This window comes from Parafrigoribacterium mesophilum, from assembly GCF_039652555.1.
Classification (GTDB): domain Bacteria; phylum Actinomycetota; class Actinomycetes; order Actinomycetales; family Microbacteriaceae; genus Parafrigoribacterium; species Parafrigoribacterium mesophilum.
Map to the genome: position 1 here is coordinate 757,656 of NZ_JBDJAF010000001.1, position 14,155 is coordinate 771,810.

Sequence of the window (14,155 nt, forward strand, 5' to 3'; positions counted from 1 at the left end):
AGGATGGCAACAGACGGTGTGCCCGGTCAAGGTCCAGGCCTGGTGCCGGAACTGCTTGTCGAGGATCTCAAGAACAGTCGCGACTTCTGGTGCGACCTTTGCGGATTTGAGGTGCTGTACGACCGCCCGGAAGAGGGGTTCGCCTACCTCGTCAGCGGTACGGCGCACGTCATGATCGAGCAGGCGGGCGTCGGCCGAAACTGGACCCCAGCGCCATTGCAGCGACCCTACGGCCGCGGCGTGAACTTCCAAGTTTCCGTCGCATCGATTGAACCGCTTGTCACTGCGCTGCGGTCTGCACACTGGAGCCTCTTCATGGAGCCAGAAACCAGGTGGTATCGCACCCGCAACGGTGAGGTCGGCGTCATGCAGTTTCTCGTTCAAGACCCGGATGGTTACCTCCTCAGGTTCCAACAATCATTGGGTTCGAGGTAAACACTGGGTTCGAGGTAAACACTAGGTTCGAGGTAAACACTGGGTTCGAGGTAAACACTGGGTTCGAGGTAAAACGGGCGCAATGCGTGGTCATCCGTGCGGGTTCGGCACCGTGGCCTGAAGGATCAAGCCGTTACCGTCCGGATCGTCGAACTGAACGAAGCGACCCCACGGAGCCTCCTCGATCCCATTCGCGGGACGCACACCGTGCTCGGCCAGACGTGCCAGGTCGCCGTCGAGGTCATCAGTCTCGAGCACTAGGCCCTTGAGAGTGCCGGCCGGCATGGTGGGGAACCAGGTGACCAGCGTGATCGCGGTTTCGGCACCGGGCGGGGCGACCATGACCCAGCGCATATCGGGCCCCATCATGGTGTCCATGACCAGCGAAAAGCCGAGCGTGTCGACATAGAACGCGCGGGCGCGGTCCTGGTCACTGACGGGTATTGACAGCAGCTGCACTTTGGAGATTGTCATCTCCTCATGATCGTCGGCGATGATCGACATGTCGAGGAAGCTCGGCGGTCGCTGCCGAGCCACGCTCAAGCAGGCTCACCGTCGAGCCCTTCCGGATCCCCGCTATTGTGCGAACGCGACCAGGCCCATCTCCGCCACCGAGGCCAGCATCGGATGCTGCGGCACCACTCTCACGTTGTAGCCGAAACTTCCCGCCCTGGTCAGCGGCAGGGTGCCAGTGAACTCCACCGTGTCACCCTGCGGGTCCCCTGCCGGGTCGAGGTCGATGCTCTGGGTGTCCAGCAGCACGTCGGTCTCATGGGTTCGTCCGTACACGACCTGAACTCGCACGTCGGACGGGACCAGGGCGCCCAGTTGCACGGGTACGCGCACGTGCAACTCGTCGCCGACCTCGGGAACGGCGTCGACCCCTCCCGATTCGACGTGGCCCACCGTCACCTGTGACCAGTTCGACGTGATGTGATCCTTCCACGCGGCGAACGCGTGTGCGGCGGCGTAGGAATCGGCGATGAGCAGGCGACGCGCCCCGGTTGCCGGGATGTACAGCCTCTCGACGTACTCGCGCACCATCCGGTCGGCTGACAACGCCGGAGACAGGGTGGTGAGGGTGTGCCGGATTGACTCCACCCACCGATGCGGCACCCCGTCCTCGGTGCGGTCGTCATAGAACCGTGGGGCGACCTGGTGCTCGATGAGGTCGTACAGAGCGCCCGCCTCGAGCTCGTCACGCTCATCGGCATCGCCTGCGGCATCCGCGGTGGGGATCGCCCAGCCGTTCTCCTCGTCGTAGAACTCCGCCCACCAGCCGTCGAGGATGGACAGGTTCAGCGAACCGTTCAAGGCCGCCTTCATGCCGGACGTGCCGCACGCCTCGAGCGGGCGCAGCGGATTGTTCAGCCAGACATCCGTTCCGGGGTAGAGCAGCCTGGCCATCGCGATGTCGTAATTGGGCAGGAACACCATGCGCGTGCGCAGTTCCGGGGCGGAGGTGAACTCGATGAGCTGCTGAATCAGCCGCTTGCCGCCGTCGTCGGCCGGATGCGACTTACCGGCCACCACGATCTGTACCGGATGTGTGGCGGAGAGCAGAATCGAGCGCAACCGGTCGGGATCCTGCAACATCAGCGTGAGCCGCTTGTAAGTGGGCACGCGCCTGGCGAAGCCGATCGTGAGCACGTCCGGATCCAGCAGGTCCCCGTACCACGCGGGCGGTCGCACCCGCGGGTAGCGCCGACGCCAGGCCGCGGTCACCCTGCGGCGGGCGTCGTCCACGAGCTGGGCGCGCAATTCGTTGCGCATCCGCCACAGGTCGGCGTCGGAGACGGCATCCGAACTCCAGTCGCACGCGGTGGTGTCGGCTTGCCCGAGTTTGTCCGCCGCGAGCGCCACCACCGCCGGATCGGTCCAGGTGGGGGCGTGGACACCGTTGGTGACCGAGGTGATCGGCACTTCGACGTTGTCGAATCCGGGCCAGAGCGCCCCGAACATGTCGCGGCTGACTTCGCCGTGCAATTTCGACACCCCGTTGGCCCGTTGTCCAAGCCGCAGTCCCATGACTGCCATGTTGAAGGTGTCGTGGGATCCGCCCTCGTAGTTCTCCGAGCCGAGCGCGAGCACCTGGTCGGCACTCACGCCGAGCAGCAGGTCGGTGGAGAAATACAGTTCGATCAGCGCGGCGTCGAACCTGTCAATTCCCGCGGGAACCGGTGTGTGGGTGGTGAACACGGTTCCGGACCGCACCACCTGAAGTGCCTCCTCGAAGGTGAGACCATCGCCAATCAGCCCGCTGATCCGCTCCACTCCCAGGAATCCGGCATGGCCTTCGTTGGAGTGATACACCTCAGGCAGCGCTGCGCCGGTCAACTCGGAGAAGAGTTTGATGGCACGGACGCCGCCGATGCCAAGGAGGATTTCCTGCAGCAGGCGGTGTTCGCCGCCACCGCCGTAGAGTCGATCGGTGACCGACCGCAGCGACTCTTCGTTGTCGGGGATGTCGGTATCGAGCAGAAGCAGAGTGATCCGCCCCACTTCGACCCGCCAAATCCTGGCGTAGAGCGCCCGGTTGCCCGGTAGCGCGAGGGTGATGCGCGCCGCCGTCCCATCCGGATGCCGCAGCACGTTGAGCGGCAGACCGTCCGGGTCGAGCACCGGATAGGACTCTTCCTGCCATCCATCCGGGGAGATCGACTGGGCGAAGTATCCGGACCGGTAGAACAGGCCGACCCCGATGATCGGAACGCCCAGGTCGGACGCGCTTTTCAGATGATCGCCGGCCAGGATGCCCAGGCCCCCGGAATACTGTGGCAGCGTGGAGGCGATCCCGAATTCCGGCGAGAAGTACCCGATCGCTGCGGGCGCGTCATCGGACAGAGATTGGTACCACCGCGGTTGCTGCAGGTAGGCGTGCAAATCGTCCCGCAACGCGTTGGCTCGGCTGACGAAACTCTCGTCGCGGGAGAGCTCTTCCAGCCTGGCTGGTTCGATGGATGCGAGGAGTTCGATCGGGTCGGTGCCCAACTTGCCCCAGATCACCGGCGAGATGTCGGCGAAGAACCGACGGGTGGGAATATGCCACGACCACCGGAGATTGGTCGCGAGTTCCTCAAGGGCCGACAGCGATGCCGGAATCGCTGTTTGGACTGTCAACCGTCTTATTGCTTTCACGACAGTACAGCCTAGGCGAGTGAACCTGGCAACTACTATGCCGTCAATCGGCCGGGACAGTCCTGCTTCGACCCCGCGCGGTGCCGGCCGTCACCCGACGTTTATGCCAGAGCGACAGCGTCGCTCCGAGAATCATGTACCCGGCGTAGAGGAACAACCCGCTGGCCACGCACGGCACCACCCAACTGCGGCCGGGCCCGTTGACGGCGTTGTTGACGTAGCCCAACAGGGGAACGCTGTACCAGACCGTGCCCTTGATCTGCGCCGCCGTGACCGGCTGGGCGTCGGGAGAGTCGTTGTTGTCGCCCTTGGCGATGAAGGTGATGACGCCGTTGGAACTCGCCGACCGGGAGAGCACCCGGTGGCTGACCACGGCGGGATCGCCGGACCGGACCTGGTAGGTCACCACGTTGCCGACGTGGATGTCTTTCACCGGGGTCGGCGTGACCACGATGAGAGTTCCCGGGGGCAGGGTGGGTTCCATCGAACTGGTCAGCACGGTCAACGGGACACCGCCGGCCAGAGCCGGGATGACGATCACGGCCGCCGCCAGGGCGACCATGAGTGCGAGCAGACCGGCGCTGAGGCCCACCCCGACATAGTGCATCAGGCCGCGCTGTGCGGGATCGCCTTGGCGTGCTGGGGTGGACTGCATCATGGCACCTCCGTCAGGGTGAACAGTTGCGTGCTGCTGGTCCCGCACGGTTGTTGCACCAGCAGCGAGACCGGGAGCGCGACGGTGACCGTGAGACACTGTCCGCTGGTCGCGGACACGAAGTGGTAGTTCCCCGCGGCGCCGACCGGATCGACGATCCAGCCCGGGCCGGGTGCGTTCTGGCGGAACACCGTGGCGAAATCGCTGCCATTGACCTTCCAGTTCAAGTTCTGACCCTGCACCGGCTGCACGGTGAACGCGCCGTCACCGTTGGGAATGAACAGCCATGCCTGGTTCTTCTTCGTCACAGGCAGATCGCACGGCGAGACCGCCAGCGCGGCACCGTCCGTCAGGATCGGCGCGCCGACGCACAGCATGCCGTCGGCGTAGCGCACCTGGTAGCCGGTCAGCTGGTCGGTCGTGGCGGTCAGCGCGGCGGAGAGGGCCGAGACGTTCCCGGCCGCATCCCGTGCCATCACCGTGTAGCGGTACGGGATCTTTGCGATGGTGGTGTTATCGGTGTAACTGGCGGAGCTCACCGAGGCGATCAGGACACCGTCCCGGAACACGTCGTACCCGCTGACAGCGACGTCATCGCGGGACCCGGCCCAGATCAGTGAGATCGAACCCTGGGTGGTTGACACTGCGACCGGGGTGCCGGGGACGGTGGGCGGCACGGTGTCGCCGACGGTGAGCGTGGCAGTGTCTACCGCGGTGGCCGCCCAGGATCCGAGCCCACTGGTGACGGTGAGCGTGGCGCTGGCGGCGGAGTTCGAGTTGGCCGTCAGTGAGACCGGGTTCAGGCCGGCGCGCAGGCAATAGGTGGCGGAATTTCCGGGGGCCAGGGACCCGGTCAGTGCCGGCATGGCGGCCAGGGTGCCGCTGGTCGCGCCCGGCGCCGGTATGGTGCAGTCATCCCCCGCGGATTTCGGCCACGCGTCGACGACGATGGCGGGAGCGAGGGCGGAACTGTCGGCCGTGAGCCGGGCCGTGTACGGTGCGTTGAAGTCTCCGGAATTGGTGACGGCGACCTGTCCGGTTGCGGTCGGCGCGGCCTGGGAGAAGGTGTGCCCCAACGAGGGGAACCCGCTCTGGGTCACAGCGATCCGACCGGCGGTCACCGTCCAGGAGCTGGTGGCCTTCGCGCTGAACAACGCGAGGCTCGTGCCGGTGCCGGCGAGCACAAGGAATAGCGCGAGGCCGAGCGCGATCGCCGCGCGGTGTCGGATCGGCCGTGTCATGAGCGGGGCACCTGCCCGGCGTCGATGGTGATGGTGAACGAGGCGGTGCCGCCCTGCACGGTGGCCGGCGCGGCGGCGGCCAGGGCGAGACCGAGACAGACGTGGGCGCTGGCACCGGCCGGGATCGTCCCCAGCTGGGTGCTGAAGCCGACCAGCGGTGCGGCCGCGGGCGCGACCAGCCCTGCACCGCAGGTCTCACCGTTCGCCAGGGGTCCGAGCGTCAAAGTCAGGTTGTCGGCGAGCGCACCGGTTTGGGTGTACGCGGTGGTGGTCGCCGTCACGATCACCGGTGCGGTGCCGGTGTTGGCGAGCAGGATCGGGGCGAACACCGGATTCTGCGGACCGACCGTGGCGCCCGCTGGCACCGTGTAGTCCTGGACTCCGTTGACGGTGAGGCTGGTGGAGCCGGCGCTGACGGTGCCGCCGTTCAGCGGGACAGTGCTGGTCCACAGCGCGTAGCTGGCGCCGGCGCCGGCCACCGCGATGGCCACGGATGCGCCGATCACGGTGACCGCCGACAGCAAGTGACGCGGGGCCTTGGCCAGGAGACCGTTCGGGTCGGTCTCCTGGCCTTCCGATGGCGCCGCACCTTGCGGCGCCATCGGCGGTGTGCGCCGGGCGTTGCCGGCTCTGGCGGCGAGCAACGCGAGTACGACCACGGTGCCGATGGCTGCGGCTTTCAGGCCGCACGTGGATGCTCTGGACACGGTGACCACCGCCTTCCGTGGTGATTCAGCATGGTCATGGCCGGGCTGATCGGCCCGGGCCGGCTTGCGCCCGCTGGGCGGCAGACGCAAGCCGGCGGCTGGTGGCTAGGCCTGCGAGAGCGTGACGTTCATGCCGCTCAACGACACCTGCCCGTCCTGCGAAGCGTTGTCGGCTCCGGTCGGGAAGGTGATGGTCACCGTCACGGTCACCGAGGTCGTTCCTGCCGGTACGACATAGCCGCCGTTTCCGTCGGAGGCAAGCCCGGTGGCGGTGAGCTCTGCGGAGTTACCGAGAGCGGCGGCCAAGGCGATGTCCGTGGCGCCCGCCGATGCCGGCGCGATCGATCCGTCGGTGAGCGACAGCGTGGCGGGCAGGCTGTGCCCGGATGCGGTGATGTCAAAGTCCTGCGTGAAGGTCAGCACATCGCCGGGTGTGATCCGGTAGGTGGACAGGTCGACGGCCCCGGTCGCATCCGACCAGGTTCCGGCGACGGCACCCGGCGCGATGGACAGGTTGCCCGCCGTGATGCCGGCGTTCGCCACTGCAGCCGACGCATTCCAGGTGGCGAAGGTTCCGGCGCCGCCGAGCAGCAGTGCGATCGCGGCGGCGGCGGCGACAGCGCCCTTGGTGAGCTTGTTCATGAGTTGTCTTTCTGTTCGGGTCAGAATCCCGGCAGGCAGCGCCGAGCAAGCGGCGGTTGACGTCGGGTCGAGTTGATTTCTACTTCCTCACGGGAATGAGGCGCGGCATCCATGCCAGGCAGAAGTAGTCCGGTAACACGATTGGGCATCGCGGCGGCTCTAGTGTGCTTCCCCCGATGAAGACTGTATGGTGTTGGCCATTAGGAGGACAAGACCTGTACCCCACCCAATACGGGGGTGGCCTTCGCAGAGGCCAATTCGGCGGCACCCAGGCGATTATGACCGATTGTCGCTACGGTCGAAGGGTGAGCCAGACGCAGGAATCCCCCGACTACCAGCCGCGAATCGGCCGGATCCCGATCCGCCTGCTCGCACCGCAACAGCCGGACAACCTGTGGCCGTCGAAGGCCTACGCGGGTGAAGTGGTGCCGTTCGCGGCCACCGTGTTCAAAGAGGGCCACGACCTTATCGGCGTGGAAACGGTGCTCACCTCGCCTGACGGGACGCGCACTACGCACCGGATGGTCGAGATCAACCCGGGCACGGATCGCTGGCACACCGAGGTGCTGCTCGAGACCACCGGCCTGTGGCAGTTCCAGGTGCAGGCCTGGGTGGACGAATGGGCGACCTGGCTGCACGACGCCACGCTGAAAATTCCAGCCGGAGTGGATGTCGCCCTCATGTTGACCTCCGGGTCGGAGTTGCTGGCCCGGGCGCTGCAGCGCGCTCCGGGCAACAAGACCTTGGCCGCCGCGGCGAAAACCTTCGCTACCCGCAGCCTCGCGCCCCAAGAGCGGCTGGCGGCGCTCACCCGGAGTGCCGTGACCGAGGAAATCGAGCGGAATCCTCTGGGCAACCTCCACACGATCAGCGCGCCGCTCCAACTTCGAGTGGAACGCACCCGCGCCGGGGTCGGAAGCTGGTACGAACTGTTCCCGCGCTCCGAGGGCGCAAAACAGCGGAAGAACGGCAGTTGGTCCAGCGGAACCTTTCGCACGGCATCCCGACGCCTGCCGGCACTGGCGAGGCTCGGGTTCGATGTGGTCTACCTGCCACCGATCCACCCGATCGGCACCAGCTTTCGGAAGGGAGCGAACAACTCGCTGACGGCCGGGGTGAACGAGCCAGGCTCGCCCTGGGCGATCGGGTCGCCGGAGGGCGGGCACGACGCCATCCACCCGGATCTGGGCACCGAGGCGGATTTCGTCGCCTTCGTCGACAGCGCCAAGAAGAACAAGATGGAGGTCGCCCTGGACCTGGCCCTCCAATGCTCGCCCGACCACCCCTGGGTCACCGAGCATCCGGAGTGGTTCACTCACCTGACCGACGGGAGCATCGCCTACGCCGAGAACCCGCCAAAAAAATATCAGGACATCTACCCGCTCAACTTCGACAACGACCCGGTCGGGCTGCGTGAGGAGGTATTGCGCATCGTGCGGCACTGGGTCGCACTCGGGGTGAGCATTTTCCGCGTCGACAATCCGCACACCAAGCCGCTGCCGTTCTGGGAGTGGCTGCTGCATAAAATCGCGCTCGAGCATCCGGATGTGGTGTTCCTCGCGGAGGCCTTCACCGCCCCTGCGATGATGCAGACCCTCGCCGGCGCCGGATTTCAGCAGTCCTATACCTATTTCACCTGGCGGAACACGAAGCTTGAGCTCGCCGACTACCTGACCGAGCTGTCCCAGGAGACCAGCGCATGGCTGCGCCCCAACCTGTTCGTCAACACCCCAGACATCCTTTCGGAGTATTTGCAGTTCGGCGGACCGCCGGCGTTCAAGATCAGGGCTGCCCTGGCAGCGACCGCGTCGCCGAGCTGGGGAGTCTATTCCGGATTCGAACTGTACGAGAGTGTGGCTCGCCCGGGGTCGGAAGAAGGCATCGACAACGAGAAGTACCAGTACCGTCCGCGCGACTTCGCCGCTGCCGAGCGCGAGGGTCGGTCACTGGCACCGTTCCTGAAGCTGTTGAATCGCATCCGGTCGGAGCATCCGGCGCTACGCCAATTGCGCAACTTGGACGTGCACTGGAGCGACGACGACTCCATCCTGGTGTACAGCAAATATCTCAACGGCCGGTTTGTGCACTCCGGCTTGAGCGACGCGATCATCGTCGTGGCGAACGTCGACCCGCATTCGGTGCGCGAGACGACGGTGCACCTGGATCCGACCAAGTTCGGATGCGTGTCAGACCGACCGTTCGAGGTTACTGACCTCATCACGAAACAGAAATTCACCTGGGGCACCGATAATTACGTTCGCCTTGACGCGTTCGTGGAGCCGGTGCATATTCTCAGCGTGGAGTTCTCCAGGGGTATCGCATGACTGCGGCACAGGCGCGGAGCACTCCCGACTTCCCGACGTTGGACGCAGAAGTGATCGCCGCCGCCGCTGCCGGGCGCTACGACCAGCCGCACAGCGTGCTCGGCGCCCACGAAACCGCCGGCGGCTGGGTGATCCGTGCGCTGCGCCCGCTGGCCCGCAGGGTGACCGCGGTGCGGTCCGACGGGTCCCGAGTGCGGCTGGGCCATCTCGCGGAGGGAATCTGGCAGGGCTTCGCCGCCGGCGCCGGGCAGTCGTACGCGGTGGAAACGGAGTACGACGACGGTGTGGTGTGGACCGCCGATGATCCGTACCGGTTTGTTCCCTCGGTCGGCGAAGTCGATCTGTACCTGTTCGGGCAGGGCCGCCACGAGCAGCTGTGGCAAGTGCTCGGCGCTCACTACCGCCCACACGAGGGCGTGGATGGCACCTCGTTCTCGGTGTGGGCGCCGCACGCGAGCGCGGCCAGGGTGATCGGCGACTTCAACGACTGGGATGGCGTGCGATCGGCTATGCGCCGCCTGGAAGGCAGCGGGATCTGGGAACTGTTCGTGCCCGGTCTGCCACCGGGCAGCGTCTACAAGTTCGAGTTGCGGACCGCCCAGGGCCGCTGGTTGCAACGGGCCGACCCGATGGCGCGGTACACCGAGGCGCCACCGGCCACCGCATCGGTCGTTGGGGTCTCGCAACACGAATGGCGTGACGCGGCGTGGTTGCGCGCGCGCAGCGCCCAGGACCCGCACGGCTCCCCTATGAGCGTCTACGAACTGCACGTCGGCTCCTGGCGCCCTGGACTGGGTTACCGCGAACTTGCCGGACAACTCGTGGACTACGTCCGGGAATTGGGCTTCACGCACGTGGAGTTCATGCCGTTGGCGGAGCATCCGTTCGGTGGCTCATGGGGTTATCAGGTCACCGGTTACTATGCGCCGACCAGCAGGTTCGGGCATCCCGACGATCTGAAATACCTCATTGACACCCTCCACGAGGCGGGCATCGGCGTGATCATGGACTGGGTGCCCGCTCACTTCCCCAAAGACGAATGGGCCCTGGCCAACTTTGATGGGCAGAGCCTGTATGAGCACTCCGACCCACGACGCGGAGAACAGCCGGACTGGGGCACCCTGGTGTTCAACTTCGGGGACTCGCAGGTGCGCAATTTCCTGGTCGCCAATGCCCTGTACTGGCTTGAGGAGTTTCACATCGACGGCCTTCGAGTTGATGCCGTCGCGAGCATGCTCTACCTCGACTACTCGCGTCAACCCGGCCAGTGGATCCCCAACAAGCTGGGCGGCCGAGAGAACCTGGAGGCGATCGCGTTCCTGCAGGAGGTCAACGCCACGGCATACAAACGCAACCCGGGAATCGTCATGATCGCGGAAGAATCCACGTCCTGGGGCGGAGTCACCGCGCCGACCAGCGCTGGCGGCCTCGGCTTCGGACTCAAGTGGAACATGGGCTGGATGCACGACTCGCTGCAGTATATGAGCCAAGACCCGATGTACCGCGCGCACCACCGTCACGACATCACCTTCTCGTTCCTGTACGCGTTCAGCGAGAACTTCCTGCTGCCGCTCAGCCACGACGAGGTGGTCCACGGTAAGGGGTCGCTGCTAAACAAGATGCCGGGCGACCAGTGGCAGAAACTGGCGAACCTGCGGGCTTATCTGGCGTTCATGTGGGCGCATCCCGGCAAGCAATTGCTGTTCATGGGGCAAGAGTTCGGCCAGCCGTCCGAGTGGAGCGAACAACGCGGCCTGGACTGGTGGATCCTGGACCAGCCGGTGCACCGGGCGCTGTCCCACCTGGTGAGCGACTTGAATCGCGTCTACCGGGCGGAGAAGGCGCTGTGGCAGCAGGATGACTCACCCTCCGGTTTCCACGAGCTCGAGTCGACGAATCCGGACGTGGTGTCATTCATGCGCTGGTCGGAATCCGGCGAGGCGATCGCGGTATTCGTGAATTTCTCCGGAATCCCGGTCGGGCCGTACCGCGTCGGATTGCCGGCGGCGGGGCGCTGGGAGGAGATCCTGAACACGGATGCCGAACAGTTCGGCGGGTCCGGTGTGGGAAACTTCGGCGGTGTCACCGCCATCGACGTGCCCTGGACACACCGGCCCGCGTCAGCCGAAATCACCCTGCCACCACTGGCGGCACTCTGGTTGAAGCTGCGCCGCTAACGGGCACAGCCGTTCAGCACAGCGGTCTACAAAACAGCGGTCAGTAAGGCAGCGGTCAGTAAAGCAGAGCGGTGAGCCTGCGCCGCGCCACTGCAACTCTGGGGTCCTCCGTGCCGGCGATTTCGAAGTAGTCCAGCAGGCGGGTTCGCACGAGGTCTTTGGCTGTCTGGTCCAGGCTGGGGAATACGCCCAGCAGACGGTCGAATGCGTCGTCCAGGTGCCCGCCGGCAACATCCAGGTCCGCTACGAGCAGCTGGGCGTTCACGTCGGCGGGCGCGGCTGCGGCGGCATCCCGCACGGACTGCGCGTCCACGCCGTCCAGCCGCTGCAGCAGTGAAACCTGCGCCAGTCCGGCTACCGCGAGCTCGTCGCGGGGGTTCTGTGCGATGGCCAGCTTGTACTCCGCGATCGCAGTGGCGTAGTCCTGCGCGGCGATCGCCTCGTAGGCCTCTTGATGGTGCGGTGGCAGCGGTTCTTCCACCGGTTCGGCAGCAGCCGCCGGCTCGGTGTCGTCAGACTGCGGCGCCACCGTGCCGGTCACGCCGTTCTGTTGAGCGAGCGCCGCCAGTTGGTCGAGCACCGCCCGCGTTTCGGAATCCGGGAGATCCCCCTCGTACAGCGCGATCGGACGTCCTCCGACCACGGCAGCCACCGTTGGCGTGTTCACCACGTTGAACGCGCGCGCCAATTGCGGGTTCGCCGAGGCGAGCACCGTGGTGAGCAGGAACCGGCCGGCGTACCCGCGCACCAAGTTCGTCAGGCCCGGGGACGGCGTGCCGGCGTGGAACTGCACGATCACCGGCACGGTGTTCGATAGCTCCAGGATGTTCGTGAAGTTCGTGTCAGTACCCTCCACGACGAGCGAAGGCACGCTCACGGCGGCGCTCTCGCTTCCGGCATCCGAAGCAGTGCGGTGCACCAGTGATGAAAGGTCGACGGCGCCACGCAAGTTCGCGGTGGGTGGTGGGGTGGTGGTCATGGCAACTCCTTCGCGGCAACCAGGCCGGTGTCCCAGCCCAGCAAGACGATTTTCTCATTGCTCCCGACGGCGGGCACCGAGAAGAGCAACTGATCGCCGTACGTCGCCGAGGTCCCCTTGGTTGTGCTCGTCACCTTTGAGAGTGACTTGACGGCCCCTTCGGCGTTGACGGACGCGCCGCCCTCGACGGGTTTTACAACCAGGTTCTCCTGCAGGTACACGGCGACGATCGCTCCCGAGCCGCTCGTGGCCAGCGCGACGGACTCGGCCGGCCCCTGGATGTTCGTGTACTCCATCTTCGCGCTGGCCGGCAGTTTGGCCTTCAGCGCGTTCCTGGATTCCAGTCCGATCTGCTTCAACAGCGGGTCGTCAGCCAGATTGAACTTGTCCGCGTAGCTGCTCTGATCTCCGGCGCTGAGGATGTCGCCGAATGCCAGGGCGAGTTCGCCTGGTTTCATCCCCAGCAGTGGGACGTCCTCCTGCAACCGCACTGCGCCGACGTTCGCTGGGGCGACCTTGGGCAACACGGCGCGAGCCTCGAGCTTGACGGCGTACTGCACCAGGTAGTTGGCTCGCGGATTCTCCTGCGTCAGCATCAGCGCGACCGGCTTCACCTCGGCGTCGTTCGCATCCTGAATCACAGTGAATACCGTCCGCGGCCAGGTCTTCGACTGCTGCGGGAGAGTGAGGGCAATCGGCTTGGCCGGAATCGGAGTCGGCGCCGCGTACGTACCATCCACACCGCGGATGGCATAGTTGGCCACCCGCAACTCGAGCGCGGGTCCGGCGAACCGGGTGGCAAGCAGGGTCGCGTCTCGGTCGGTGTCCGCCTTCGTGGCCACGGCACTGACGTCCGCGAGGATGTGTTCGACCTGGGGTACCGACACCACGGGAGGATCCAACTCGGCCGCGGCCGGGGTCGCGCTGACGGAGGGCGTCGCGCTCGGCTGGCCGATGTCCGTCGCATTGGGCCAGAAATCGGACGAGCATCCGCTGGTGGCGAGAGCCCCGATCAGGATCACCGGGAGTACGGCGACCATCCGTCCGATGGACCGGCGCCCCTTGGCCGCCACGATTACTCGTGGGCGGACTGCCTTATAGCTCTGGGGACGTGGCAGTTTGGGCATCTTCGGGGTCTTGGGTGGTTTTCTTCTCGGACCACGGGATCGACGCAACCCGATCAACGCCCAGAGGTAGAGGACGAGACCGACAAGCAGCAGGAAGGCGCCGCCGGCGATGAGTGGTCCGGACCACGGCGTCCGATTGTCCAGTGGCCAGGTGACGCTCACTGAACTGGGGGCGGGGGCCACACCGTCGGAGACAACGAGGAGGGAGATGCCGCGAGGAACGTTTCCGGTGAAGCTGAGGTCTCTTTTGCCGCTGTACTCACTGAGCCAGAGGTCTGAGCCGCTGGGGTCTGGGACCTCCTGTTCGCTGCCGGTGACGAGTTTGCTCGTGAGCGAGGTGGATTCCGCGTTGAAGGTGATCTTGTTATGACGCGCCTTACCAACCCAGGCCGCGACGTCTTCGGTGCGACCGTAGGCGGCGAACACCGCAGGCGCTCCGCCGATCTCGACCTTTTGCCTACCCGGCATCGCGGTCAACGCCGACCCGTCGATAATGGTCACCGGCGCTTTGGCGTCGACTTTCACGGAAGCAGTGACGTCGTCAGGGCCCCGAAGCACCGTTCGCTGTGCGATGCCGTAGCCAATCATCATGACCGCGATGACGAAACTGACGATGGCCGCGATGAACCGCAATACTTCTCCTTTCGTGTTGCCGGTTCCGACGGCAGGTCGACAACCCCGAGTGCCCTCCTGGGCAGCTGCGTTCCGTTAGTGACGTGGGACTTGAGGG

Annotated in this window: 11 protein-coding genes; 3 read left to right on the top strand and 8 right to left on the bottom strand. The window is 65.7% G+C overall.

Annotated features, from left to right (window positions below; all coding sequences use genetic code 11):
* The first annotated feature begins 3 nt into the window (after window positions 1-3).
* Entirely contained in the window at window positions 4-435 is a 432-nt protein-coding gene (locus tag ABFX56_RS03585; RefSeq protein WP_346231902.1) for a bleomycin resistance protein, read from the top strand.
* A gap of 90 nt (window positions 436-525) precedes the next feature.
* On the opposite strand, the gene ABFX56_RS03590 is transcribed toward ABFX56_RS03585, so the two are convergent.
* The 6 genes from ABFX56_RS03590 to ABFX56_RS03615 all read right to left on the bottom strand — a co-directional run bounded on the left by ABFX56_RS03590 (window position 526) and on the right by ABFX56_RS03615 (window position 6,818).
* Entirely contained in the window at window positions 526-972 is a 447-nt protein-coding gene (locus ABFX56_RS03590; RefSeq protein ID WP_346231903.1) for a VOC family protein, read from the bottom strand.
* Window positions 973-1,011: 39 nt separating this feature from the next.
* On the bottom strand, window positions 1,012-3,573 hold the full coding sequence (glgP, locus tag ABFX56_RS03595) for an alpha-glucan family phosphorylase (RefSeq protein WP_346231904.1): 2,562 nt from the start codon (window positions 3,571-3,573) through the stop codon (window positions 1,012-1,014).
* Between the two features lie 43 nt (window positions 3,574-3,616).
* Entirely contained in the window at window positions 3,617-4,231 is a 615-nt protein-coding gene (locus ABFX56_RS03600) for a signal peptidase I (protein WP_346231905.1), read from the bottom strand.
* Window positions 4,228-5,469, bottom strand: a complete 1,242-nt coding sequence (locus ABFX56_RS03605; RefSeq protein ID WP_346231906.1) for a hypothetical protein — start codon at window positions 5,467-5,469, stop codon at window positions 4,228-4,230. The genes ABFX56_RS03600 and ABFX56_RS03605 overlap by 4 nt, the downstream gene beginning before the upstream one ends.
* Window positions 5,466-6,176 (bottom strand): hypothetical protein, encoded by a 711-nt coding sequence (locus ABFX56_RS03610; RefSeq protein WP_346231907.1) that lies wholly within the window; start codon window positions 6,174-6,176, stop codon window positions 5,466-5,468. The genes ABFX56_RS03605 and ABFX56_RS03610 overlap by 4 nt, the downstream gene beginning before the upstream one ends.
* 105 nt (window positions 6,177-6,281) lie before the next feature.
* Window positions 6,282-6,818, bottom strand: coding sequence for an alternate-type signal peptide domain-containing protein (locus ABFX56_RS03615; RefSeq protein WP_346231908.1), 537 nt, complete (start codon window positions 6,816-6,818; stop codon window positions 6,282-6,284).
* A 278-nt stretch (window positions 6,819-7,096) separates the two neighbouring features.
* Here ABFX56_RS03615 and ABFX56_RS03620 point away from each other — a divergent pair, with 278 nt between their 5' ends.
* Both ABFX56_RS03620 and glgB read left to right on the top strand, forming a co-directional pair.
* Window positions 7,097-9,142: an alpha-1,4-glucan--maltose-1-phosphate maltosyltransferase gene (locus ABFX56_RS03620; RefSeq protein WP_428834393.1), complete on the top strand. Its 2,046-nt coding sequence runs from the start codon at window positions 7,097-7,099 to the stop codon at window positions 9,140-9,142.
* Window positions 9,139-11,319: a 1,4-alpha-glucan branching protein GlgB gene (glgB, locus tag ABFX56_RS03625; protein ID WP_346231909.1), complete on the top strand. Its 2,181-nt coding sequence runs from the start codon at window positions 9,139-9,141 to the stop codon at window positions 11,317-11,319. The genes ABFX56_RS03620 and glgB overlap by 4 nt, the downstream gene beginning before the upstream one ends.
* A gap of 55 nt (window positions 11,320-11,374) precedes the next feature.
* Here glgB and ABFX56_RS03630 read toward each other — a convergent pair whose 3' ends face one another.
* Together ABFX56_RS03630 and ABFX56_RS03635 are read right to left on the bottom strand one after the other, a co-directional pair.
* Window positions 11,375-12,298: a co-chaperone YbbN gene (locus ABFX56_RS03630; RefSeq protein WP_346231910.1), complete on the bottom strand. Its 924-nt coding sequence runs from the start codon at window positions 12,296-12,298 to the stop codon at window positions 11,375-11,377.
* Window positions 12,295-14,058: a DUF8094 domain-containing protein gene (locus ABFX56_RS03635; protein WP_346231911.1), complete on the bottom strand. Its 1,764-nt coding sequence runs from the start codon at window positions 14,056-14,058 to the stop codon at window positions 12,295-12,297. Before ABFX56_RS03635 ends, ABFX56_RS03630 begins: the two co-directional genes overlap by 4 nt.
* Window positions 14,059-14,155: the final 97 nt, after the last annotated feature.

Coding starts and splice junctions, on each gene's coding strand:
- ABFX56_RS03585 (WP_346231902.1), top strand. CDS start 4: ATGGCAACAGACGGTGTGCCCGGTCAAGGTCCAGGCCTGGTGCCGGAA.
- ABFX56_RS03600 (WP_346231905.1), bottom strand. CDS start 4,231: ATGATGCAGTCCACCCCAGCACGCCAAGGCGATCCCGCACAGCGCGGC.
- ABFX56_RS03605 (WP_346231906.1), bottom strand. CDS start 5,469: ATGACACGGCCGATCCGACACCGCGCGGCGATCGCGCTCGGCCTCGCG.
- ABFX56_RS03615 (WP_346231908.1), bottom strand. CDS start 6,818: ATGAACAAGCTCACCAAGGGCGCTGTCGCCGCCGCCGCCGCGATCGCA.
- ABFX56_RS03620 (WP_428834393.1), top strand. CDS start 7,097: ATGACCGATTGTCGCTACGGTCGAAGGGTGAGCCAGACGCAGGAATCC.
- glgB (WP_346231909.1), top strand. CDS start 9,139: ATGACTGCGGCACAGGCGCGGAGCACTCCCGACTTCCCGACGTTGGAC.
- ABFX56_RS03630 (WP_346231910.1), bottom strand. CDS start 12,298: ATGACCACCACCCCACCACCCACCGCGAACTTGCGTGGCGCCGTCGAC.